At 72.9% G+C, this 23,339-nt stretch carries 18 protein-coding genes; 9 read left to right on the top strand and 9 right to left on the bottom strand.

Annotated features, from left to right (window positions below; translation table 11 throughout):
- Nucleotides 1-31 precede the first annotated feature (31 nt).
- The 4 genes from ACFYOJ_RS06290 to ACFYOJ_RS06275 all read right to left on the bottom strand — a co-directional run bounded on the left by ACFYOJ_RS06290 (nt 32) and on the right by ACFYOJ_RS06275 (nt 5,498).
- Nucleotides 32-1,273: a branched-chain amino acid ABC transporter substrate-binding protein gene (locus ACFYOJ_RS06290; protein WP_356552003.1), complete on the bottom strand. Its 1,242-nt coding sequence runs from the start codon at nt 1,271-1,273 to the stop codon at nt 32-34.
- Between the two features lie 286 nt (nt 1,274-1,559).
- On the bottom strand, nt 1,560-2,171 hold the full coding sequence (locus tag ACFYOJ_RS06285; RefSeq protein ID WP_356552001.1) for a Tat pathway signal sequence domain protein: 612 nt from the start codon (nt 2,169-2,171) through the stop codon (nt 1,560-1,562).
- 493 nt (nt 2,172-2,664) lie between these two features.
- Entirely contained in the window at nt 2,665-3,153 is a 489-nt protein-coding gene (locus ACFYOJ_RS06280; protein ID WP_356551999.1) for a hotdog fold thioesterase, read from the bottom strand.
- Nucleotides 3,154-3,218: 65 nt separating this feature from the next.
- Entirely contained in the window at nt 3,219-5,498 is a 2,280-nt protein-coding gene (locus ACFYOJ_RS06275) for an FdhF/YdeP family oxidoreductase (RefSeq protein WP_356551997.1), read from the bottom strand.
- A gap of 231 nt (nt 5,499-5,729) precedes the next feature.
- On the opposite strand from ACFYOJ_RS06275, the gene polA reads away from it, so the two are divergent.
- A complete protein-coding gene (polA, locus tag ACFYOJ_RS06270) occupies nt 5,730-8,456 on the top strand; it encodes a DNA polymerase I (RefSeq protein WP_356551995.1) in 2,727 nt (908 codons plus the stop codon).
- Nucleotides 8,457-9,300: 844 nt separating this feature from the next.
- Here polA and ACFYOJ_RS06265 read toward each other — a convergent pair.
- Nucleotides 9,301-10,155, bottom strand: coding sequence for a DUF4184 family protein (locus tag ACFYOJ_RS06265; protein WP_356551993.1), 855 nt, complete (start codon nt 10,153-10,155; stop codon nt 9,301-9,303).
- A gap of 255 nt (nt 10,156-10,410) precedes the next feature.
- Between ACFYOJ_RS06265 and ACFYOJ_RS06260 the strand changes: the two genes are divergently transcribed.
- On the top strand, nt 10,411-12,201 hold the full coding sequence (locus ACFYOJ_RS06260) for a lytic transglycosylase domain-containing protein (RefSeq protein ID WP_356551992.1): 1,791 nt from the start codon (nt 10,411-10,413) through the stop codon (nt 12,199-12,201).
- A 46-nt stretch (nt 12,202-12,247) separates the two neighbouring features.
- Here the strand turns inward: ACFYOJ_RS06260 and ACFYOJ_RS06255 are convergent, their stop codons facing one another.
- Nucleotides 12,248-14,950 (bottom strand): ATP-dependent helicase C-terminal domain-containing protein, encoded by a 2,703-nt coding sequence (locus tag ACFYOJ_RS06255; RefSeq protein WP_356551990.1) that lies wholly within the window; start codon nt 14,948-14,950, stop codon nt 12,248-12,250.
- An 88-nt stretch (nt 14,951-15,038) separates the two neighbouring features.
- Nucleotides 15,039-15,848 (bottom strand): class I SAM-dependent methyltransferase, encoded by an 810-nt coding sequence (locus ACFYOJ_RS06250; RefSeq protein ID WP_356551989.1) that lies wholly within the window; start codon nt 15,846-15,848, stop codon nt 15,039-15,041.
- A 387-nt stretch (nt 15,849-16,235) separates the two neighbouring features.
- Here ACFYOJ_RS06250 and rpsA point away from each other — a divergent pair, with 387 nt between their 5' ends.
- The 4 genes from rpsA to ACFYOJ_RS06230 all read left to right on the top strand — a co-directional run bounded on the left by rpsA (nt 16,236) and on the right by ACFYOJ_RS06230 (nt 19,991).
- Nucleotides 16,236-17,738 (top strand): 30S ribosomal protein S1, encoded by a 1,503-nt coding sequence (gene rpsA / locus ACFYOJ_RS06245; RefSeq protein WP_356551987.1) that lies wholly within the window; start codon nt 16,236-16,238, stop codon nt 17,736-17,738.
- 178 nt (nt 17,739-17,916) lie between these two features.
- Entirely contained in the window at nt 17,917-18,855 is a 939-nt protein-coding gene (locus tag ACFYOJ_RS06240; protein WP_356551985.1) for a PAC2 family protein, read from the top strand.
- Nucleotides 18,856-18,911: 56 nt separating this feature from the next.
- The gene (gene coaE / locus ACFYOJ_RS06235) at nt 18,912-19,517 is read left to right on the top strand and encodes a dephospho-CoA kinase (protein WP_356551984.1); all 606 of its coding nucleotides are present in this window, start codon (nt 18,912-18,914) and stop codon (nt 19,515-19,517) included.
- 93 nt (nt 19,518-19,610) lie between these two features.
- Entirely contained in the window at nt 19,611-19,991 is a 381-nt protein-coding gene (locus tag ACFYOJ_RS06230) for a tetratricopeptide repeat protein (RefSeq protein WP_356551982.1), read from the top strand.
- 105 nt (nt 19,992-20,096) lie between these two features.
- Here ACFYOJ_RS06230 and ACFYOJ_RS06225 read toward each other — a convergent pair whose 3' ends face one another.
- Nucleotides 20,097-20,414: a DUF6343 family protein gene (locus ACFYOJ_RS06225; protein WP_356551980.1), complete on the bottom strand. Its 318-nt coding sequence runs from the start codon at nt 20,412-20,414 to the stop codon at nt 20,097-20,099.
- 160 nt (nt 20,415-20,574) lie between these two features.
- Here ACFYOJ_RS06225 and ACFYOJ_RS06220 point away from each other — a divergent pair, with 160 nt between their 5' ends.
- A complete protein-coding gene (locus tag ACFYOJ_RS06220; protein ID WP_356551978.1) occupies nt 20,575-21,270 on the top strand; it encodes a class I SAM-dependent methyltransferase in 696 nt (231 codons plus the stop codon).
- Nucleotides 21,271-21,334: 64 nt separating this feature from the next.
- Nucleotides 21,335-21,799 (top strand): DoxX family protein, encoded by a 465-nt coding sequence (locus tag ACFYOJ_RS06215; protein ID WP_356551976.1) that lies wholly within the window; start codon nt 21,335-21,337, stop codon nt 21,797-21,799.
- A gap of 87 nt (nt 21,800-21,886) precedes the next feature.
- Here ACFYOJ_RS06215 and ACFYOJ_RS06210 read toward each other — a convergent pair whose 3' ends face one another.
- Nucleotides 21,887-22,432, bottom strand: coding sequence for an RNA-binding S4 domain-containing protein (locus ACFYOJ_RS06210; RefSeq protein WP_356551975.1), 546 nt, complete (start codon nt 22,430-22,432; stop codon nt 21,887-21,889).
- Between the two features lie 89 nt (nt 22,433-22,521).
- On the opposite strand from ACFYOJ_RS06210, the gene ACFYOJ_RS06205 reads away from it, so the two are divergent.
- Entirely contained in the window at nt 22,522-23,244 is a 723-nt protein-coding gene (locus ACFYOJ_RS06205; protein WP_356551973.1) for a uracil-DNA glycosylase, read from the top strand.
- The last annotated feature ends 95 nt before the right edge of the window (nt 23,245-23,339 follow it).

Genomic DNA, 23,339 nt, shown 5'->3' with positions numbered 1-23,339 from the left:
CGCGCGGCTCGTGGGCTGTGGTGCGGCAGGGTCAGCCGGTGTAGGTACCGGACTTGACGGGCTTGAAGTCCCCGTTCTCGACGGAGTACACGGTGAGCTGCTTGTTGGTGGCGTCACCGAACTCGTCGAAGGAGACCTTGCCGGTCACGCCGTCGAAGGAGACGTTCTGCATGGCTTCGGTGACCTTGGCGCGGGCGTCGGAGGGGAGCTTTCCGTCGTTGTCGTCGACGACCTTCTTGACGGCCTCGATGATGGCCCAGGCGGAGTCGTAGGAGTAGCCGCCGTAGGCCGCGTAGTCCTCCTTGTAGCCCTCCGCCTTGTAGTCGGCGACGAACTTCTTGGCGGAGTCGAGGTCCTCGACGGGTGCGCCGACGGAGGTGGAGAGGTCGCCGTTGGCGGCGGCGCCCGCGAGCTTGATGAAGGTGGGGTCCTTGATGCCGTCGCCGCCGACGAGCGGGATCTTGGCGCCGGCTTCCTTGATCTGCTTGCTGAGCGGTCCGGCCTGCGGGTACTCGCCGCCGTAGTAGACGACGTCGGCGCCGGAGGTCTTGACCTTGGTGGCGACCGAGGAGAAGTCCTTGGTGTCCGGGTTGATGTGTTCGGTGCCGACGACCTGGCCGCCGAGTTTCTTGAACTCCTCGGTGAAGGTGGCGGCGAGGCCGGCACCGTAGGTCTTCTTGTCGTCGATGACGAAGACCTTCTTCTTCTTGGCGTCGTTGTAGACGTACTGGGCGGCGAACGGGCCCTGGATGGCGTCCGTGGTCGCGGTGCGGAAGTACGACTTGTACTGGCGGACCTTCTTGGTGCGCCAGTCCGGGCCCTGGGTGAGGGAGGGGCCGGTGTTGGCGGGGGAGACCTCGACGAGCTTGGCGGTGTCGAAGACCTTCTGCATGGCCTCGCCGACCGAGGAGTTCAGGGGGCCGACGACACCGAGGACCTTGTCGTCGGCGACGAACTGGGAGGCGTTCTGCTGGCCCACGGAGGGCTGGCCCTGGTCGTCGAGTGCTTCGATCTTGAAGGTGATGCCGTCGACGTACTTCTGCTTGTTGGCGGTCTTGGCGGCGAGGTCCGCCGAGTTCTTGATGCCGAGGCCGAGCGCGGACAGGTCGCCGGTCAGCGGGGCGTCGACGCCGATGACGACGGTGGTGTTGCCGCCACTGCCGCCGTTGCCGGAGTCGGAGCCGCCGTCGTCGTCGCGCGAGCCGCAGGCGGTGAGGGTGAGCGCTCCTGCCGTCAGAGCGGCGGTGATGGCGATGAGCGAACGTTGACGCACGATCAGTCCTTTCCCTGGCGCAGCCGTTTCCCCGTGGAGACGGCGTAGTCGAGCGCTGGGCCGAAGTGACAATCCGACGGCGCGGTGACTGGCCGTGACTCTAAGCGTGTGCGGGGAACGGGGAGGAGGGTCTGACTCAGGCTGTGACTCTCTTGTTATGACACGCGGTAATGGAGAGCGGTACAGGTGGAGGAGAAGGGAGGAATTCAGGCCGATTCGCCCTGTCCGCATGGTGAGAACCCGCAGGAGCGGAGGGGGAGTTCAGGTGTGTGGGGCGTTTTGCTGATTACCGGTGAATGTGGCCGCAGGCGGTTCGCAGGGCCTCGGAGAGGTGCTGTGCATAGCGTGGTCCCAGGATGAAACTGTGGACCTGCATTGCGCGGGTATTACGCAGTGTTACGTCCAGGAAAGGGAGTCCGGGGTTCCGTGGTGCTTTTTCGCATTCCGTCACCCGGAGCGTGATGATGATCTTGCGGGCGGAAAGCGGTTCTGTCTCGAAAGGCGGCGCGGGGGTCGCGGACGCCGAAAGGCCGGCGTAGGGCTGGGTCACCCGCGTCACCGTGACGGGCGGCCCGGACCGCACGCTCAGCAGCACGGCGAAGCTGAAACCGCCGGTGGTGGCGTCGCCGGGGGAGGGCACCGGGTCGAGGTAGACGAGGTCGACGGCCTGGGACGGGTAGGGCGGCGGCGCGGGTGGCTGCCGCTGCGGCCGGTTCAGGTACAGGTAGCCGCTGCCGGCCAGGAGGACGAGCGCGGCGAGGGCCGCGTGGGCGGCGCGGCGGTGGCGGTCGTAGCGCCGGCGGAGGGGGCCGCGCGGCCGGGCGGGGCGGCGGGAGGTGCCCGGCGTCTCCCAGGCGTGCGTGCCCTCGCCCGGCTCGACGGGGCCGGTGCCGCTCATCGCCGCGGTCCTTGCCCCGGGCCGCCGTCTCGTCCGAGCCCGGTGTGCCGGACGCGGACGAGACGGCCGGCCGCCGGCGGTATCGGTGGGAGTGCGTGTCGCGGTCCGCGCGCGGCGTCCGCGGACCGAGGGGTGCGTCCCCGTTCCATGCCCCGACGCTAAGGCGCCGGGGCGACGGGAACAATGGGGCTGACAGCACCGGGACGCCGGGACGGCCGGACGGAACGGTGAGGGCCCCGGGCCGGCGCTCTCCGGGGACGCTTCTTGGGGGATACGGAGAGCCGGGCCGCGGACGCAGGGCGTCGGCCGCGCGATGCCGGGCCGCGGAGGGCCGACCCGTGGGGCGTCGGGCCGTGAGGCGTCGGGCCACGAGACGTCGGACCGCGAGACGCAAGAGCACTGGGGCGCCGGCCGTGCGGTGCCTGGCCGCAGGGGCCGGTCCGCGAAGGTCCGGCCCCTGCGGTTCTCGGGCCCGTGGTGCGGTGCGCCGTGTTCAGGCGGGCGTGCCCGCCGGGGCGGCGTCGCCGGGGTTCGCCTCCCGCAGCAGGCAGGTCAGCCGGGCGGTGCACACCCGCCGGTCCTGCTCGTCGCTGATCACGATCTCGTACGTCGCCGTCGTCCGGCCCCGGTGCACGGGCGTGGCGACACCGGTGACCAGGCCTGAGCGGACCCCGCGGTGGTGGGTGCAGTTCAGGTCGACGCCGACGGCGATCTTGGAGCTGCCGCCGTGCAGCATCGCCCCGACCGACCCCAGGGTCTCGGCCAGCACCGCGGAGGCACCGCCGTGCAGCAGCCCGTACGGCTGGGTGTTGCCCTCCACCGGCATGGTGCCCACGACCCGTTCGGGCGCCGCCTCCACGATCTGGACGCCCATCCGCGTCCCCAGATGCCCCGCCGAGAACAGCGCGGGAAGATCGACACCCAGCGCGGCGTACTCGTCGATGACTTCCTGCGGGAACTGCACCTGCTGCTGCTCGCCCATGGATCCGGCTCCGTTCATTGCGATCCGTCGGTCTGATCCGCCTGTCGACTCGGCTGAGCAAACGCTCAGTCGGTCGCCGATTGTTCCAGACGGACGACGACCGATTTGCTGGCCGGGGTGTTGCTGGTGTCCGCCGTGGCGTCCAGCGGCACCAGGACGTTGGTCTCCGGGTAGTAGGCGGCGGCGCAGCCCCGGGCCGTCGGGTAGTGCACGACGCGGAAACCGGGCGCCCGGCGCTCCACCCCGTCCGTCCACTCGCTGACGAGGTCGACGTAGGAGCCGTCCCGCACGTCCAGCCGCTCGGCGTCCTCCGGGTTGACCAGGACGACCCGGCGGCCGTTCCTGATGCCCCGGTAGCGGTCGTCCAGGCCGTAGACCGTGGTGTTGTACTGGTCGTGCGAGCGCAGTGTCTGCAGCAGCAGCCGGCCCTCGGGCAGCTTGGGGTACTCGACGGGCGCGGCGGTGAAGTTGGCCTTGCCGGTGACCGTCGGGAAGCGGCGTTCGTCGCGCGGGGCGTGGGGGAGGGCGAAGCCGCCGGGGCGGGCCACGCGCGCGTTGAAGTCCTCGAACCCGGGGATCACGCGCGCGATGCGGTCGCGGATCGTCGCGTAGTCCTTCTCGAACTCCTCCCACGGCACCTTGCTGTTCTCGCCCAGCACCCGGCGCGCCAGCCGGCACACGATGGCCGGCTCGGACAGCAGGTGCCGGCTCGCGGGCTCGAGCCGGCCCCGCGAGGCGTGCACCATGCCCATCGAGTCCTCGACGGTGACGAACTGCTCGCCGCCGCTCTGGAGATCACGCTCGGTGCGGCCCAGTGTCGGCAGGATCAGGGCCCGCGCGCCCGTGACGGCGTGCGAGCGGTTCAGCTTCGTCGACACGTGCACGGTGAGACGGGCGCGGCGCATCGCCGCCTCGGTGACCTGCGTGTCGGGGGAGGCGGAGACGAAATTGCCGCCCATGGCGAAGAAGACCTTCGCCTCGCCGTCGCGCAGTGCGCGGATGGCCCGTACGACGTCGTAGCCGTGCTCGCGGGGCGGGGCGAAGCCGAACTCCTTCTCCAGGGCGTCCAGGAAGGCGGGCGCGGGGCGCTCGAAGATTCCCATCGTGCGGTCGCCCTGCACGTTGGAGTGGCCGCGCACCGGGCAGACGCCGGCGCCCGGGCGGCCGATGTTGCCGCGCAGGAGGAGGAAGTTGACGACCTCGCGGATGGTGGGCACCGCGTGCTTGTGCTGGGTCAGGCCCATCGCCCAGCACACGATGGTGCGCTCCGAGGCGAGGACCATGCGCAGTGCCTCCTCGATCTCCGCGCGGGTGAGACCGGTCGCCGTCAGCGTCTCGTCCCAGTCGGCGGCGCGCGCGGCCTCGGCGAACTCCTCGAAGCCGTGCGTGTGTTCCCGGACGAACGCCTCGTCGACCGCGCCTTCGGTCTCCAGGATCAGCTTGTTGAGGAGCCGGAACAGGGCCTGGTCGCCGCCGAGGCGGATCTGCAGGAACAGGTCGGTCAGGGCGGTCCCGGTGGTGAGTCCCTTCGGTGTCTGCGGGTTCTTGAAGCGCTCCAGGCCGGCCTCGGGCAGCGGGTTGACGCTGATGATCTTCGCGCCGTTCGCCTTGGCCTTCTCCAGGGCGGTGAGCATGCGCGGGTGGTTGGTGCCCGGGTTCTGGCCGGCCACGATGATCAGGTCGGCCTTGTACAGGTCCTCCAGCAGGACGCTGCCCTTGCCGACGCCGATGGTCTCCGTCAGGGCCGAACCGGACGATTCGTGGCACATGTTGGAGCAGTCCGGCAGGTTGTTGGTGCCCAGTTCACGGGCGAAGAGCTGGTAGAGGAACGCCGCCTCGTTGCTGGTGCGCCCGGAGGTGTAGAAGACCGCCTCGTCGGGTGAGTCCAGGGCGGCGATCTCCTCGGCGATGATGTCGAAGGCGCGTTCCCAGGTGACCGGCTCGTAGTGGTCGCCACCCTCCGGGAGGTACACCGGGTGCGTGAGCCGCCCTTGCTGGCCCAGCCAGTAGCCGCTGCGGGTCGCGAGGTCGGCGACGGAGTGCGCGGCGAAGAACTCGGGGGTGACCCGGCGCAGGGTGGCCTCCTCGGCCACGGCCTTCGCGCCGTTCTCGCAGAACTCCGCCCGGTGCCGGTGCTCGCCCTCCGGCCACGCGCAGCCCGGGCAGTCGAAGCCGTCCTTCTGGTTGACGCTCAACAGCGTCAGCGCGGTCCGCCGCACCCCCATCTGCCGCTGCGCGACACGCAGGGTGTGGCCGATGGCCGGGATGCCCGCCGCCGCATGCTGGGCCCCGGTGACCTGCGGCGCGTCCTGAACCGGATCACCCTTGGGCGGCTTCGTCGCCATCGCGCGCTCCTTCGCGTACACGTGTGAAGTACGTCTCCGATCCTCGCACGCCCCTGTGACAGTGACGGTGCCCGGGCGGAACCGGGGACGGGAGCGGTGGCCGCGGCGGTGTCCGGTCGCCTGCCGCCGGGCGTGACCGGCCGCGTCGCGCCCGCTTCCCGTGACGGCGGACGCCGGCGGCACGGCCACGGGCGGGACCGGGTGTCAGTGGGGCGTGGCAGGATCGGGGATGTGGCAGACACAGCATCGAAGAAGACCGAGACCCCCACCGGTGGCAGCCGCCCGCGCCTGATGCTCATGGACGGGCACTCGCTGGCGTACCGCGCGTTCTTCGCGCTGCCCGTGGAGAATTTCACGACCGCGACGGGCCAGCCGACCAACGCGATCTACGGCTTCGCGTCGATGCTGGCCAACACCCTGCGCGACGAGGCGCCCACGCACTTCGCGGTGGCGTTCGACGTCTCCCGCAAGACCTGGCGCTCGGAGGAGTTCGCCGAGTACAAGGCGAACCGGTCCAAGACCCCGGACGAGTTCAAGGGGCAGGTCGAGCTGATCGGCGAGCTGCTCGACGCGATGCACGTGCCCCGCTTCGCCGTCGAGGGCTTCGAGGCGGACGACGTCATCGCCACGCTCGCCACCCAGGCCGAGGCCGAGGGCTTCGAGGTGCTGATCGTCACCGGTGACCGGGACTCCTTCCAGCTGGTCAGCGAGCACACGACGGTGCTGTATCCGACCAAGGGCGTCTCCGAGCTGACCCGGTTCACGCCGGAGAAGGTCGTCGAGAAGTACGGTCTGACGCCCGCCCAGTACCCCGACTTCGCCGCGCTGCGCGGCGACCCGTCGGACAACCTGCCGGGCATCCCGGGCGTCGGCGAGAAGACGGCCGCGAAGTGGATCAACCAGTTCGGGTCGTTCGCGGAGCTGGTCGAGCGCGTCGACGAGGTCAAGGGCAAGGCCGGGCAGAATCTGCGTGACCACCTGGAGTCCGTGAAGCTCAACCGCCGGCTCACCGAGCTGGAGCGGCAGGTCGAGCTGCCGAGGGCGGTCACCGACCTGGAGCGGTCCGCGTACGACCGCAAGGGCGTCGTGATGATCCTGGACACCCTGGAGATCCGCAACCCGTCCCTGCGTGAGCGGCTGTTCGCCGTCGACCCGGGGGCCGAGGAGGCCGAGGCGGCGCCGGTCGTGGCGGACGGCGTGGAGCTGGACGGCACGGTGCTGGGCACGGGCGAGCTGGCCGGCTGGCTCGCCGAGCACGGCACCCGGCCCCTCGGTGTCGCCACGGTCGGCAGCTGGGCGCTGGGCACCGGGTCGGTCGCCGAGGTCGCGCTCGCCGCGTCCGACGGGAAGGCCGCCTGGTTCGACCCGACGCAGACCGACGAGGCCGACGAGAGGGCGTTCGCGGACTGGCTCTCCGACCCGGACCGGCCGAAGGTGTTCCACAACGCCAAGGGCGCCATGCGCGTCTTCGCCGAGCACGGCTGGAGCGTCGCCGGGGTCACCATGGACACCGCGCTCGCCGCCTATCTGGTCAAGCCGGGCCGCCGCTCCTTCGACCTGGAGGCGCTGTCCCTGGAGTACCTGCACCGTGAGCTGGCCCCCGCCGCGGCGGCCGACGGGCAGCTGGCCTTCGGCGCGGACGAGGCCGCGGCGGCCGAGGCGCTGATGGTGCAGGCCCGCGCGATCCTCGACCTCGGCGAGGTCTTCGAGGAGCGCCTCGAGGACGTCGGCGCGGCGGACCTGCTGCGCGACATGGAGCTGCCCACGTCCGCCCTGCTGGCCCGCATGGAGCGGCACGGCATCGCGGCCGACCGGGAGCATCTGCGGGCCATGGAGCAGATGTTCGCGGGCGCGGTCCAGCAGGCCGTGAAGGAGGCCCACGACGCGGCGGGACGCGAGTTCAACCTCGGTTCGCCCAAGCAGCTCCAGGAAGTCCTCTTCGGCGAGCTGAACCTGCCCAAGACGAAGAAGACCAAGACCGGCTACACCACGGACGCCGACGCCCTGGCGTGGCTGGCCACGCAGACGGACAACGAACTGCCGGTCATCATGCTCCGCCACCGCGAGCAGGCCAAGCTGCGCGTCACCGTCGAGGGCCTGATCAAGACGATCGCCGCGGACGGCCGTATCCACACCACGTTCAACCAGACCGTCGCCGCGACGGGCCGTCTCTCCTCGACCGACCCGAATCTGCAGAACATCCCGGTCCGCACCGACGAGGGCCGGGCGATCCGCCGCGGCTTCGTCGTCGGCGAGGGCTTCGAGTCCCTGATGACGGCGGACTACAGCCAGATCGAGCTGCGGGTGATGGCCCACCTGTCCGAGGACGCGGGCCTGATCGAGGCGTTCACCTCCGGCGAGGACCTGCACACCACCGCCGCCGCGCAGGTCTTCTCCGTGGAGCAGTCCGCGGTGGACGCGGAGATGCGCCGCAAGATCAAGGCCATGTCCTACGGTCTCGCGTACGGCCTGTCCGCCTTCGGCCTCTCCCAGCAGCTCAACATCGAGGCGGCCGAGGCCCGGGGGCTGATGGACGCCTACTTCGACCGGTTCGGCGGCGTGCGGGACTATCTGCGCCGGGTCGTCGACGAGGCCAGGGCCACCGGCTACACGGCGACGCTCTTCGGCCGCCGCCGCTACCTGCCCGACCTCAACAGCGACAACCGTCAGCGCCGCGAGGCGGCCGAGCGGATGGCCCTGAACGCCCCGATCCAGGGCACGGCGGCCGACATCGTCAAGATCGCCATGCTCAACGTCGACAGGGCGCTGCGCGAGGCGGGCCTCGACTCCCGGATGCTGCTCCAGGTCCACGACGAGATCGTCCTGGAGATCGCCCCCGGCGAGCGGGCGGCGGCGGAGGAGCTGGTCCGCCGCGAAATGGCGAACGCCGTCGAGCTGCGGGTCCCCCTGGGCGTCTCGGTGGGCTCCGGCCCGGACTGGGAGTCGGCGGCGCACTAGCCTCCGGCGGCCGCGCGGGAGGCGCATGAGCCTCCTGCGCGGCGGGGCGGGGGACGCAGTCCATGCCGCGGAGCAAGGCAGGCCCAGCAAGCGCCACGCCCCTTCGCGCCCCCGGTCCTGGCCCCGGCTCCGTGCCCCGGCCTTGCGCCCGGTCTCCCGCCTCGCGGTCCGGTTCCCGTCTTCACGGCCGGGCTCCCGCCCCCTGTGAACCGGCCTCCCCGGCCTCCCCGGCCGCCTCGCAGCCCGGGGTACCCGGGCCGCACCGCCGGGTCGCGCGGCCCCGTCCGGCACCCGGAGGTTCCGTGAGGACGCCCCCGCCGCCGAGTGCCGCGGTGCCGGTGGGCCGGGGCCCGGAAGGGCGGCCCGTCACCCGGTGCGGGCCGTGCCGGAAGGCCCGCCCCGCCGCCCTCGCAGGGCCGGCGGAGCGAGGGTGCCGTGCCCCGGCGGGCCGTCACTCAGGTGGCCCCCGCAGGAAAGCCCCCGTCCCCGCCCGCCGTGAGGATGCGGGGCATGGGTATACGCATGCTCCTCCACCGGACGACACCGGCACGGGCAAGCACAGACCGACCCGCCCGCGTGCCACTCCTCCAGGTCCCGGTCTTCGCCCGGGACGCAAGTACCGGCCGCACCCCCACCACACTCGCGGCGGCCGCACGCCGCACGACCGCGGATCTCCGCCGCAGACTCACCCGCCGTGAACCCGCCGCCGCGCCCCCGCGGGAGACACCCGCCTGGCGCCTGTGGTCCGACCTGGCCCGCGGCTACCTGGCGCTCGCCCTCACCCTGCTGCCGCGTTCGCGCCCCGCGCACACCTTCACCGTGTTCGTCGCGTCCCCCGACACCCTCAACGCGCGACCCGGTGCCCCGGCTCCGCACCGACGGCCACCGGGTCTGCGGGGGCCGGAACCGGACGCCACACCCTGACCGCGACCGCGTACAGCAACAGGCCGGGGACGAGCCCGGCGCCCGCCCCGAAGCACACCGACGGGACGAGTTCCCAGGGCTTCGCGACGGCCCCCCAGTAGTCCCACCAACGGGTCGCCCGCTGCACCGCCCCGGCCACCGCGCAGCCGCCGAGCACCACCCCGGCCCAGCACCGGTCCCGCACCGACAGCACCGGGACACCCCGCGGCTCGGCCGGGGACTGCCGGTGCAGTGCCCGCACCACGAACACGGTGAGCACGACCGCGGCCACCGCGGAACCGCCGTACTGCAGGTACCAGTACAGCGGCGAGCCGGCGATCTCCCGGCCCAGCACGGGGAACACCCGCATCCCCCACCGGTCGAGATGGGTGAACTCGTCCCACACCACATGGGTCAGCGCCCCCAGCACCGCCGACACGTACCACCACATCAGCACGGACGGCCGCGGCCGCGCGCGTTCCGCCCCGCAGCGCACCAGGGCGGCGAAGCGCCCCTGCCGGGCCCGGGGCAGCAGCGCCACCAGCGGCTCCCGCAGCAGCAGCCACAGTCCCACCAGCGCCCCGGCGATGAGAACGTCGACCGTGAGAACGCCCGGCAGGGAATGCGTCACATCCCCGAACTCCATCGCCCCGGACAGGAAACTCGCCGCGTAGTAGGTCATGTCGGGTGAGAAGGACCCCGCGGCCAGCACGGCCGGCACCAGCCGCCCCCGCCCGGACCCGTCGCCGCGCACGGCGGGCAGCACGGCCGCCGCATGACTGAGAGTGAAAGGCAACCCGGCTCCTCATATGGCCAACTGGTGAATATCGGGCACGAATGGGTGCCCGTGCAAAGCAAGTTGCCGTAGGGTCACCTGCGGCACCGCACTGGTCGAACAGACGAACATCGTGCTCGGAAAGTTGCGGTGCGGTCTCCGGCCCGGGCCGGCCGTCGCACCGGGGCGGGTGCAGCGCGCGGGCACTGCGGCCGAGGACAGGCGGAGACGGACGACGGAGACGGACGCGCGGGCGTCCACGGGAGGGGTCACTCCATGGCGGCTCAGTTCGACAGAAGGCTCCGCAAGGCGGCGGTCACCACCACCGTTGCCGCGGTCGCGGTCGCGGCACTGTCCGCGTCCAAGGCTCCCGAGGTGACGGTCGGCGACGACGGCAGGCGGACCACCGCCGACAGCACGCCGTCGCCCACCGCACCCGCCGGCGACAGCGCCACCGGCAACTCGCCGTACTACACGGACCTTCCGCCGCTCAACAGCCCGAGCCCCGCACCCACGAACACCCCCGTCGTCGGCACCCCCGTCTCCCGGGGCCCCGCCGAGGCGGGCATCCCCGCCACCGTCCTCGACGCCTACAAGAAGGCCGAGTCGGCGCTGCGCGAGGCCAAGCCTGGCTGCAACCTCCCGTGGCAGCTCCTCGCCGCCATCGGCAAGGTGGAGTCCGGCCAGGCCCGCGGCGGCCGTGTCGACGCGAACGGCACCACCATCGGCCGGATCATCGGACCGCAGCTCGACGGCAACGGTTTCGCGCTCATCAGGGACACCGACGGCGGCGTCCACGACGGCAACAGCAGCTACGACAACGCCGTCGGCCCCATGCAGTTCATCCCGTCCACCTGGGCCTGGGCGGCCCGCGACGGCAACGGCGACGGCAAGAAGGACCCCAACAACATCTACGACGCCGCCCTCGCCGCCGGCCACTACCTGTGCCGCAACGGCTGGGACCTGTCCGTCCAGGCCGACCTCCACCGCGCGATCCTCAGCTACAACAACTCGCAGGACTACCTGCGCACGGTGCTGTCCTGGCTGGAGTACTACCGCAAGGGCACGCACGAGGTCCCGGACGGCACCGGCTCGCTGCCGGTGGGCCGCAGCGACGACCCCGCCCGGTCCCGCCCGACCCCGAGGCCCGGGGCCGGCACCGGCAGCCCGTCCACCGGACCCACGGCCCCCGGCACGACGTCACCGAGCCCCGGCACACCCACCACCCCCACCGAGCCGGCACCGCCCGCCACCGGCTCCCCGAGCCCCGAGCCGCCGCCCCGCCCGGGGACACCGTCGCCGTCACCGTCTCCCACCCCCACCGACACGGTGGACCACCTGGAGAACGCCGGCGCCCCCGGCCTCACCGCCAGGGCGGGCGACACCTTCACCAAGAGGATCAGCGCCCGGGCCGAGACCGAGGACGGCGAGGCCGTCGCCAAGGTCCGCGTCCGCTTCACGATCACCGGCGACACGGACGCCACCTTCGCCGGCGGCGACAAGGTCGCCACCGTCCTCACCGACGGCACCGGCGTCGCCACGGCGCCCGCGCTGCGCGCGGGGGAGAAGACCGGCACGTTCACCGTCCGGGCCGTCGTCGTCGGCCGGCCGGGCACCGCCCTCGACTACCGGGCCACCGTCACCGAGCGTGTCGCCGACGCCCTCACCCGCACCGGCGGCGGCGCGCTCACCTGCGTCCCGGGCGGCGAGTTCGCCGGCCGCATCGGGGTGAAGGCCACGTACAAGGGCGCCGCCGCGGACAGGGTCGCCGTCACCGCCGCGCTCGCCGGTCCGGCCGGGAGCGGCAAGGGCCCCTACTTCAAGGACGCCGACGGCAAGGCCGTCCGCATCCTGAGCGGCCTGAGGACCGACGCCGACGGCCTGCTCACGCTGCCGAAGCTGTACGCCGACGACACCACCGGCACGTTCGTCCTGCGTCTGACCACCGCGGGCGGTGCCACGCTCGAGATCCCGCTCGAGGTGGCGGCGGCGGAACCCTCGCCGAGCCCGTCCACCGGCGCGCCCTCCGACGCCTCGCCGAGCCCCTCCGCCGAGCCCACGGCATGAGCACCCGCCGGACCGCGCCGCCCTGGCGCGGTCCGGCGGAAACCGTTCACGCCCCGGACGCGGACTCCCGCCCGAACCGGGCCTTGGTGTGCCGCGTCGGCTCCGCCGAGGCCGGGTCCTCGGGCCACGGATGCTTCGGATACCGGCCGCGCAGCTCCGCCCGTACGCCCTTGTAGCCGTCCTTCCAGAAGGAGGCCAGGTCGGCCGTGACCGCGGCCGGACGGCCGGCGGGGGACAGGAGATGGACCAGGAGCGGCACCCCGGCGATCTCGGGCGACCGCTGGAGCCCGAACATCTCCTGCAGCTTCACCGCGAGCACGGGCCGGGCGGGATCGCCGTAGTCGACACGGATCCTGGAGCCGCTGGGCACGGTGATCCGCTCCGGCGCCAGTTCGTCCAGCCGCGCCGCCTCGCCCGAAGCCCAGGGCAGCAGCCGCGCCAGCGCCTGCCCGGCGTCGATCCGCGCCAGGTCGGCCCGCCGCCGGGCCCGGCCGAGCTCCGGCTCCAGCCACTCGTCCACGCGCGCGTGCAGCGCCTCGTCCGAGACGTCCGGCCACGGATCACCGAGGCGCAGCCGCAGGAACGCGAGCCGCTGCCGCAGCACCCGGGCATCGTCCGACCAGCGCAGCAGCCCGAACCCCTCCTGCCGCAGCCCCTCCAGCAGCGCCTCCCGCACGAGGCCGGGAGCGGCGTCGGCCGGCGGCCCCACCGACAGCTCGACGGCCCCCAGCCGTTCCACCCGCCGGGCCACCACGTCGCCGTCGGCCCAGCGCACCTCGTCCCGCTCCGTGAGCAGCGCGCCCGCCGCGAGCCGGGCCGTCGCCTCGTCGATGCCCGCACCGAGCCGCACGCGCGCGTGCCCCCTGCCCACCGGCCGGTCGGCCACGGCGACGGCGATCCACGGCGCCCCGCGCAGCGCGGACCCCTCCGACAGCTCCGCCCGCGTACCGGAGGCCATCAGGTACGACCCCCCGTCCTTCCTGGCCACCCGCTCGGGGAACGCCAGCGCCGCCACCAGCCCGGTCAGCGTGTCCCCGGCGACTTCCGCCACCCGCCCACCGGGCAGGTGGACGCCCGCCCCGGCCGCTTCCGCCCGCCCACCGGGACCACCCGGCCGCGCCCCGGCACCTTCCGCACCACCGGAACCGTCCGGCCGCGCCCCGGCACCCTCCGTGCCGCCGGTATCCCCAGACCGTGGCACAGCGCCCTCCGTACCCCCGGCGCCCCGTCCGCCGGGGGCCGTCGCCGCGGCCCGCAGCCGCCGTGCCTCGGACCGCCACCGTGCCCCGTACGCGTCGCCCCCGCGCCGGGCGGCGCGCAGCGCGGACGCCAGATCGTCCCCGTACTCCCGCGGCGGCTCCTCGCCCAGCAGCGCGACCACCTCCGCCACCGCCTCCGAGGCGTCCGACGCCATCGAGGCGCCCGCGTCGAGCAGCGCACGCCCCAGCCGGGGATGCACACCCAGCCGCGACAGCCGTACGCCCCGCTCCGTGGCCCGCCCGTCCGCGTCCACCGCGCCCACGGCCGTCAGCACCGACCGCGCCGCCGCCATCGCCCCGCCCGGCGGCGGATCCAGCAGCGCCAGTCCGGAGGCGTCCGGATCGCCCCAGCACGCCGCCTGCAGCGCGAACGCCGTCAGATCGGCCACCTTGATCTCCGGTGACGGGAAGGCCGGCAGCCGCGCGTCCTCCGCCTCCGACCAGCAGCGGTAGACCGTGCCCGGAGCCTCACGTCCCGCGCGCCCGGCCCGCTGCCGCGCCGCCGCCCGCGAGGCACGCACCGTGGTCAGCGCGCTCAGCCCGCGCGCGTGGTCCACCCGGGGTTCGCGCGCCAGCCCCGCGTCCACGACGACCCGCACACCCGGCACCGTCAGCGACGACTCCGCCACCGAGGTCGCCAGCACCACCCGGCGCCGCGTCCCGGGCGACAGCACCGCGTCCTGCACGGCCGCCGGCGCCCGCCCGTGCACCTGCAGCACCTCGACGTCGCCGAGCCCGGACAGCTGCCCCGCCACCCGGGCGATCTCCCCGACGCCCGGCAGGAAACACAGCACGTCCCCGTCCCGCTCCGCCAGCGCCCGCCGCACCACCGACGCCGCATGCGCGAGCAGCACCGGATCCACCCACGTCCCGTGCGGCGGCCGCACCGGCCGGGCCGGCGGCGCCCACACCACCTCCACGGGGTACGACACGCCCTGCGCCTCGACGACCGGCGCGTCGCCGAGCAGCCGGGACCAGCCCTCCGCGTCGGTCGTCGCCGAGGCGGCCACCAGCCGCAGCTCCGGCCGCAGCGCCGTCCGCACGTCCCACAGGAACGCTGCCGTCGTGTCCGCGTCCAGATGCCGCTCGTGGCACTCGTCCAGCACCACCGCGTCGACACCCGTCAGCTCCTGGTCCCGCTGCAGCCGCTGCAGCAGCACCCCGGTCGTGACGACCTCCACGCGCGTGTCCTGCCCGGCCACCCGCTCACCGCGCACGGTGAACCCGACGCTCGCGCCGGGCCGCTCACCGAGCAGCCACGCCATCCGCCGGGCCGCCGCCCGCGCCGCGATCCGCCGCGGCTCGGCCACGACCACCCGTCGCGCCGGCCCCTCGCCCAGCAGCCCGGCCAGCGCGAGCGGCACCAGCGTCGTCTTGCCGGTGCCGGGCGGCGCGACCAGCACCGCGGTGCCGTGCCCCTCCAGGGCGTCGTGCAGCGCGGGCAGCGCACCGCGTACGGGCAGGGCTTCCAGAGCGTCGTAACGGATCACGCCCCCAGTGTCGTACGGCGGCGGAACCGCGCTTCACGCGCGTGCGCCCGGCGGAACGCCCGCCACGCGTGCGCCCCGCGGCAGTCGGTCAGTCGCGCTCGCACACGAAGATCGCCGTCCCGGGGATGAGATGCCCGCGCAGCGGCGACCAGCCGCCCCACTCCGAGGTGTTCCAGTCGGGCCACTCCGGCTCCACCAGGTCCACCAGCCGGAACCCCGACGAGACGACGTCCCTGACCCGGTCGCCGAGCGTCCGGTGGTGCTCGACGTACACCGCGACACCCTCGTCGTCCTGCTCCACGTACGGCGTGCGGTCGAAGTAGGAGGCGGACACCGACAGCCCCTCGGGTCCCGGCTCGTCCGGGAACGCCCAGCGCAGCGGATGTGTCACGGAGAAGACGAAACGGCCCCCGGGCCGCAGCACCCGGCGCACCTCCCGCAGCACCAGCCGCGGGTCGGCGACGAACGGCAGCGCCCCGTACGCCGAGCAGGCCAGGTCGAAGGAACCGTCCGCGAAGGGCAGCACGGCCGCGTCGGCGCAGACCAGCGGGAAGGCTGAACCGATGCGCAACGCGTGCTGGAGCTGGCGGTGGGACAGGTCCAGAGCCACCGGACGCGCGCCCTGGCCGGCCAGCCAGCGGGCGCACTGCGCGGCGCCGGCACCGATCTCCAGGACGTCCTTGCCCTTCAGCTCCTCCGTCGGACCGAGCAGCTCGGCCTCCACCTCGTCCAGGCCCTCGGGGCACCACACGAAGCGGTCGTCGCCGAGGAAGGTGCCGTGCTCGGTCTGGTACTCGTCCGCGTTCCGGTCCCACCAGCCACGGTTGGCGCGGACGCTCTCCGTGACACCGGCGGCACGCCGGGTGGCCTCGGGCTCGGTCTCTTCCGCTGCGGACACTACGGGCTCTTGGATGACCGGCTCCCTCGTACTAGTCTGCGGCTCTTCCGGGCGGCCCGCCCCGGGCGTCGCACGCGGGGCGGCACGGGCTCCGCGTGGCCTCGGGGGACGGCTCTTGTGCCGGATATGTGACGATCCGCCCCGGGTGTGCGGCTTCGCGCATTGACCGGGCCCGGCCGTCCCCGTATGCTACAAGTTGCGCTGCGGGCCTGCGCACCTCAGACGTAGCAGGTCGCGCTCGCATCTGTTGTATGTCCCCTCGGTTCTCGAGGCGTCGCCAGTGTTTTCGGTGACGCTTACTTGGCTGTCCGGCTTCTGCAGAGCGAAACGGGCTCCCGGCGTAAGCAGTACCTACGACTCAATGTCCGTACCGGAGCCCTTTCCCACATGACGAGCAGCACCGAGACCACCGCCACCACCCCGCAGGTTGCGGTCAACGACATCGGTAACGAGGAAGCTTTCCTCGCCGCGATCGACGAGACGATCAAGTACTTCAACGACGGCGACATCGTCGACGGCGTCATCGTGAAGGTCGACCGGGACGAGGTCCTGCTCGACATCGGTTACAAGACCGAAGGCGTTATCCCGAGCCGCGAGCTCTCGATCAAGCACGACGTCGACCCCAACGAGGTCGTCGCCGTCGGTGACGAGATCGAGGCCCTCGTCCTCCAGAAGGAGGACAAGGAAGGCCGCCTGATCCTCTCGAAGAAGCGCGCCCAGTACGAGCGTGCCTGGGGCACCATCGAGAAGATCAAGGAAGAGGACGGGATCGTCACCGGTACCGTCATCGAGGTCGTCAAGGGTGGTCTCATCCTCGACATCGGCCTCCGCGGCTTCCTCCCGGCCTCCCTGGTCGAGATGCGCCGTGTCCGCGACCTCCAGCCGTACGTCGGCAAGGAGCTCGAGGCCAAGATCATCGAGCTGGACAAGAACCGCAACAACGTGGTCCTGTCCCGCCGTGCCTGGCTGGAGCAGACCCAGTCCGAGGTCCGCCAGACGTTCCTCACCACCCTCCAGAAGGGTCAGGTCCGTTCCGGCGTCGTCTCCTCGATCGTCAACTTCGGTGCCTTCGTGGACCTGGGTGGCGTCGACGGTCTGGTCCACGTCTCCGAGCTGTCCTGGAAGCACATCGACCACCCGTCCGAGGTCGTCGAGGTGGGCCAGGAGGTCACCGTCGAGGTCCTCGACGTCGACATGGACCGCGAGCGTGTCTCCCTGTCGCTGAAGGCGACCCAGGAAGACCCGTGGCAGCAGTTCGCCCGCACCCACCAGATCGGCCAGGTCGTGCCCGGCAAGGTCACGAAGCTGGTTCCGTTCGGTGCGTTCGTCCGCGTGGACGAGGGCATCGAGGGTCTGGTCCACATCTCCGAGCTGGCCGAGCGCCACGTGGAGATCCCGGAGCAGGTCGTCCAGGTCAACGACGAGATCTTCGTCAAGGTCATCGACATCGACCTCGAGCGCCGCCGCATCAGCCTCTCGCTGAAGCAGGCCAACGAGGCCTTCGGTGCCGACCCGTCGGCGGTCGAGTTCGACCCGACCCTGTACGGCATGGCCGCGTCCTACGACGACCAGGGCAACTACATCTACCCCGAGGGCTTCGACCCCGAGACCAACGACTGGCTCGAGGGCTACGAGAAGCAGCGCGAGGAGTGGGAGCGCCAGTACGCCGAGGCGCAGGCCCGCTTCGAGCAGCACCAGGCGCAGGTCATCAAGTCCCGCGAGGCGGACGAGAAGGCCGCTGCCGAGGGTGGCGACACCGCGAGCGCGGCCCCGGCCGCGTCCGGTGGCGGCGGCTCGTACTCCTCCGAGGGTGGCGACACCTCCGGCGCCCTCGCGTCGGACGAGGCGCTCGCCGCGCTCCGCGAGAAGCTGGCCGGCGGCCAGAGCTGAAACGCGGGGCCGCTGAGGCCTGACCGTTGACACTGAGGGGCCGTACCTTCCGGGGTACGGCCCCTCGGCGTTGCCCCGACACCGCCCGCGCCGTCAAGATCACAGTGCCCCGCTCCGGGAATGCCCGCCCCCGCAGGGGCGTTATGACGTACGGACAACCAGGAGGGGAGCGGTCACTGTGCTTGATCCGCAGGATTTGTACACGTGGGAGCCGAAGGGCCTGGCCGTCGTCGACATGGCACTCGCCCAGGAGTCGGCCGGACTGGTCATGCTCTACCACTTCGACGGATACATCGACGCCGGCGAGACCGGCGACCAGATCGTCGAGCAGGTGCTCGACTCGCTGCCCCACCAGGTCGTCGCCCGCTTCGACCACGACCGCCTCGTGGACTACCGGGCCCGCCGCCCGCTGCTGACCTTCAAGCGCGACACCTGGACCGCCTACGAGGAACCCACCCTCGAGGTGCGCCTCGTCCAGGACGCCACCGGAGCGCCCTTCCTGCTGCTGTCCGGCCCCGAGCCGGACGTCGAGTGGGAGCGCTTCGCCGCCGCCGTGACGCAGATCGTCGAGCGGCTCGGTGTCCGCCTCGCGGTGAACTTCCACGGCATCCCGATGGGCGTCCCGCACACCCGCCCCGTCGGCATCACCCCGCACGGCAACCGCACCGACCTCGTCCCGGGCCACCGCAGCCCCTTCGAGGAGGCGCAGGTCCCCGGCAGCGCCGAGGCGCTCGTCGAGTACCGGCTCATGCAGGCCGGCCACGAGGTCCTGGGCGTCGCCGCGCACGTGCCCCACTACGTCGCCCGCTCCCCCTACCCGGACGCGGCGCTGACGGTCCTGGAGGTCATCACGTCGGCGACCGGACTGGTGCTGCCCGGCGTCGCGCACTCCCTGCGCACCGACGCCCACCGCACCCAGACCGAGATCGAGCGGCAGGTCCGGGAGGGCGACGAGGAACTCACCGCCCTCGTCCAGGGCCTGGAGCACCAGTACGACGCTGCCGCGGGCGCCGAGTCCCGGGGCAACATGCTCGCCGAGCCCGTCGAGATCCCGTCGGCGGACGAGATCGGCCGCGAGTTCGAGCGGTTCCTGGCGGAGCGCGAGGGCGAGGGCTGACGTCCGGCGGCGCCCCGTCCGAGGTGCCGTCACCGGCAGGCCCTAAGCTTCCGCTCATGCTGACAGTGGGCCTGACCGGCGGGATCGGCGCCGGCAAGAGCGAGGTGTCGCGGCTGCTCGTCGAGTGCGGCGCCGTACTGATCGACGCGGACCGCATCGCTCGCGAGGTCGTCGCGCCGGGGACACCGGGGCTCACGGCGGTCGTGGAGGCGTTCGGCGAGGAGATCCTCACCGCCGACGGCAGCCTCGACCGGCCGAAACTGGGCTCGATCGTGTTCGCCGATCCGCAGAAACTGGCCGCGCTCAACGCCATCGTGCACCCCTTGGTCGGCGCCCGCTCCCGCGAACTCGAGCAGGCCGCCGCCGAGGACGCCGTCGTCGTCCACGACGTCCCGCTGCTCACCGAGAACGGCCTGGCGCCGTTGTACGACGTGGTGATCGTCGTCGACGCCGACCCCGCGACCCAGCTCGACCGGCTGATGCGGTTGCGCGGCATGACCGAGCAGGACGCACGCGCCCGCATGGCCGCCCAGGCGACGCGGGAGCAACGCCGGGAGATCGCCGACATCGTCATCGGCAACGACGTACCGCTGGACGAGCTCCGGCGCCGCGTGAACGAGGTGTGGGCGGAGCTGACCCGCCGGGCACACGGGGCCGGCTGAGTCGGTCCGGCCCGGACGGCCGGGCCCCTCTCCCCCTGGAATAGCGCCGCCCGCGCGGGCGTTGAGTGCTGCCAGCGAGGGAAGGACTCAGCCGTGCCCGAGATCAGCGGTCCGACCGGACGGACTCCCGAGACGGACGTCATCGACTTCCGTGCCGCCGAGCAACTGCTCGCCGCGCGGGACCCACGGGGCGCGGTGAAGCTTCTCGACGCAGTCATCGCGGCGCACCCCGAGAACACCGCGGCGCGGTTGCTGCGCGCCCGGGCCTTCTTCGCGGCGGCGCAGCTCAGACCGGCCGAGCTGGAGTTCACGATCGTCCTGGAGCGCGAGCCCGACAACGCGTTCGCGCATTTCGCGCTGGCCCGCACCTACGAGCGCCGGGGCTGCCCCGACCAGGCGCGACGCCACTTCCGCCTGGCCGCCGCCCTGGACCCGAATCCCGAGTATCTGCAGCAGGCGCGGTTCGACGGCTGATCCCCGGGGACACCGCTGCCGCTGTCCCCGGCCCGTGGTCGTCAGCGTCCCGTACCCGGCGGTGCCCGGACCTGCCCGGACCTGCGATCCCGCGGCTCCTGAGGATCACGGATCGCCGGGCTTCCCCGGACCACGGGGAGGGGAAGCGGAAGGGCCGTTCCGGGGGCGGGTGTCCGGCGGCCGGTACGGCGGGACGTCCGGGCCCGGCTGGTAGTGCGGTCCCTGGCGGAGGTGCCGCAGGACCACGGTCAGATCGACCGTGGCGACCAGCCACAGCACTCCGCACGCCGTGGCCCAGCCGGGCCGCCCGGTGAGCGCGAAGGCGGCCGTTCCGAAGACCGCCCACGCCACTCCCCACAGACTCAGCCAGAAGCGCGCCCGCAGAGCACTGCGGGCGGTCGCCGGTTCACTGCCCGTACGCATGACGTGACCACTCCTGTTGAACGCGTACCCCCGCGAAGACGGGGCGAACGACGTGCCGGGTGTCACGGGCCCCCGACGCGGCAGCCGTCGGCCTTTCACTCGGTCGGGTGAACCAGACGGGGAGGGGAACGGCTGTGCGGGAGACGCCCGTTGGACGGGCATGGAGCCGAAGAAGCGAGAAGGACACCAGGGGACGGGGCCCGGAGCCATCACCCCGGACGGCTGTGCGGTCGAGCTCTACCTGCGGCTGCCCGTCGGAGCCGAGCCGGACATCGTCACCGCGGCCGTGCCCGCGGGCGCCCGCATCCTGGAGCTGGGCAGCGGGGTGGGCCGGATGACCCGGCCGCTGGTGGAACGGGGCTTCTCCGTCACGGCGGTCGACGAGTCCGCCGAGATGCTGGCCCACGTGAGCGGGGCGCGGACGATATGCGGCCCGATCGAAGACCTGGACCTGGACGAGACGTTCGACGTGGTGCTGCTGGCGTCCTTCCTCGTCCACACCGCGGACACGGAGGTGAGAAGAGGGCTGCTGAGCACCTGCGCCAGGCATGTCGCGCAGGACGGCTGCGTGGTGATCCAGCGGGAGGGCGAGGACTACCACACCGACGTGCCGCGGCAACGCGTCGATCCCGGCGGCTTCACCGTCCGGATCGTCTCGGCCGACCCGGTCGGCGACGGCGTCAACTCGGTGCACGTGGAGTACGAGTTCCCCGACGCCGTCTGGACGCAGACGTTCCGGGCGCGGCCGTTGTCCAGGGAACAGTTCGAGGAGGCGTTGGCGGAGGCGGGACTGGGAGTCGACCGGTATCTCACCGAGGACGGGACATGGGTGCGAGCGGTTCCCGTGGGCCGATGAGTTCCGGGGCGCGGGGCGGTCTACCCCCCGACAGCAGCACGGACCGTCCAGCCCAGGAGATCCCATGCCCGAGACCGCCACCTCCACGACTCGCATCGACCCCGCCGCCCCCGCCCCCTCGGCGGCCGCCGGCGCGTCGGCCCGCGGGCGTGGTGCCAGGACCGCCCTGCGCGTGGTGCAGGTGGTCGTCGCCCTGTTCTTCGCCGTCGCGAGCGCGCTGCCCAAGCTGATCGGGCACACGTCGGCTGCCGGGATCTTCGACGAGTTGGGCTGGGGCCACGCCGGCATGTACGCCATAGGCGTCCTGGAGCTGGCCGGTGCGGTCGCCCTGCTGGTGCCGGTGCTGCAGTCGGTGGCGGCGACGGCGCTCAGCGCGCTGATGGCGGGCGCGTTCGTCGTACAGCTTACCCACTTCGACGGCGAGAACGCGGCGACGCCGCTCATCCTGATGGTGCCGTTGCTGCTCGTCGCCCGGGCCCGCCGGGAGCACAACGCGGAGCTGCTCCGGCTGCTCGGCAAGCGTGCCTGACCTGCCGGCACAGGCCGGTGGACCGGGCACGTCCCTGGCCCCGGTGCTCCGGCCCCGGGCGTCCCGGAGCCGGGGACGTGCCGCGTCTCAGCGGCCGGCCGGACGGCCAGGGCCCTCCAGGCCGCGCAGGCGTTCCAGCTCGCGCCGGTCGCGCTTGGTCGGGCGGCCGGCGCCGCGGTCACGGATGCCGGCCGGTGCGACGGCCTCGCGGGGCGGGGGCGGCGGGGAGTTGTCGATGTAGCACTGGACGGCGACGGGAGCACCGACCCGCTTGCGGATGAGCCGCTTCACGACGACGACGCGTTCCCGGCCCTCGTGCCGCAGCCGTACCTCGTCGCCGACGCGCAGGGAGTACGCGGGCTTGACCCGCTCGCCGTTCACCCGGACGTGGCCGCCACGGCAGGCGGTCGCACCAAGGGAACGGGTCTTGATCAGACGGACGGCCCAGATCCAGCTGTCGACGCGGACACTCTCGCCGTTCTGCGGCCCGGCCGCCTCGGCGGCGGCGACCGCGGCGGCCGTCGCGGGGTCCGCCACGGGGCCGGCGGTCTCCGTCCCGGCGGTGTCCTGCGCGGCGCCGGCTCCGCCGTCGTCCCCGCCGCCGACTCTGCCTTCGTCATGCTCGGAAGCCATGCCCCGACCTTAACCGCACGTCCCGGCCCGCCGGGACCGGATATCGGGCGGATGATCCCCGAGGTGCCGAGGGTCTTACGGTGGGAGACATGGACACCGACGGCCTCCTCGAACTCGACGCGCGGATCGCAGGGTGCCGGGCCTGTCCGCGGCTGGTCGCCTGGCGGGAAGAGGTGGCCCGTACCAAGCGGGCGGCGTTCGCCGACTGGACGTACTGGGGCCGCCCGGTGCCGGGCTTCGGACCGCCGGACGCGCGCCTGCTGATCCTCGGACTCGCCCCCGCCGCCCACGGCGGCAACCGCACCGGCCGGATGTTCACCGGCGACCGCTCCGGTGACGTGCTGTACCGGGCGCTGTACGACGTGGGCCTCGCGTCGCAGCCCACCGCGGTCAGCGCCGACGACGGCCTGGAGCTGTACGGCGTACGCATCACCTCACCGGTGCACTGCGCCCCGCCCGCCAACAAACCCACCCCCGCCGAGCGCGACACCTGCCGCCCCTGGCTCGTCCAGGAGCTGGGGCTGCTGCGGCCGGCGTTGCGCGCCGTGGTCGTCCTCGGCGCCTTCGGCTGGCAGGCCGCGTTGCCGGCGTTCGCCGCGGCGGGGTGGACGGTGCCCCGCCCCCGCCCCGCCTTCGCGCACGGCGCCCATGTGACGCTGCCCGCCCCCGGCGGGCCCGGCCTGGACCTCTTCGGCTGCTTCCACGTCAGCCAGCGCAACACCTTCACCGGCCGGCTCACCCCCGAGATGCTGCGGGACGTCCTGCGCACGGCCGCCCGAACGGCGGGACTGCCCACGGCACATCAGGAGTGAGCGGCCCGGGCGGACGACGGTACGGCGCCGCGATGGGCCTGTATCCGGAGACCGAACCGTACGGCCACGGCATGCTCGGCGTCGGCGACGACAAC

The organism is Streptomyces sp. NPDC006384 (assembly GCF_042870695.1).
Lineage (GTDB): Bacteria > Actinomycetota > Actinomycetes > Streptomycetales > Streptomycetaceae > Streptomyces.
Note: the sequence above shows the minus strand (reverse complement) of the source record. Positions and strands in the feature narration are given on the sequence as shown.

Coding starts and splice junctions, on each gene's coding strand:
- ACFYOJ_RS06285 (WP_356552001.1), bottom strand. CDS start 2,171: ATGAGCGGCACCGGCCCCGTCGAGCCGGGCGAGGGCACGCACGCCTGG.
- ACFYOJ_RS06280 (WP_356551999.1), bottom strand. CDS start 3,153: ATGGGCGAGCAGCAGCAGGTGCAGTTCCCGCAGGAAGTCATCGACGAG.
- ACFYOJ_RS06275 (WP_356551997.1), bottom strand. CDS start 5,498: ATGGCGACGAAGCCGCCCAAGGGTGATCCGGTTCAGGACGCGCCGCAG.
- ACFYOJ_RS06260 (WP_356551992.1), top strand. CDS start 10,411: ATGGCGGCTCAGTTCGACAGAAGGCTCCGCAAGGCGGCGGTCACCACC.
- rpsA (WP_356551987.1), top strand. CDS start 16,236: ATGACGAGCAGCACCGAGACCACCGCCACCACCCCGCAGGTTGCGGTC.
- coaE (WP_356551984.1), top strand. CDS start 18,912: ATGCTGACAGTGGGCCTGACCGGCGGGATCGGCGCCGGCAAGAGCGAG.
- ACFYOJ_RS06225 (WP_356551980.1), bottom strand. CDS start 20,414: ATGCGTACGGGCAGTGAACCGGCGACCGCCCGCAGTGCTCTGCGGGCG.
- ACFYOJ_RS06220 (WP_356551978.1), top strand. CDS start 20,575: ATGGAGCCGAAGAAGCGAGAAGGACACCAGGGGACGGGGCCCGGAGCC.
- ACFYOJ_RS06215 (WP_356551976.1), top strand. CDS start 21,335: ATGCCCGAGACCGCCACCTCCACGACTCGCATCGACCCCGCCGCCCCC.
- ACFYOJ_RS06210 (WP_356551975.1), bottom strand. CDS start 22,432: ATGGCTTCCGAGCATGACGAAGGCAGAGTCGGCGGCGGGGACGACGGC.
- ACFYOJ_RS06205 (WP_356551973.1), top strand. CDS start 22,522: ATGGACACCGACGGCCTCCTCGAACTCGACGCGCGGATCGCAGGGTGC.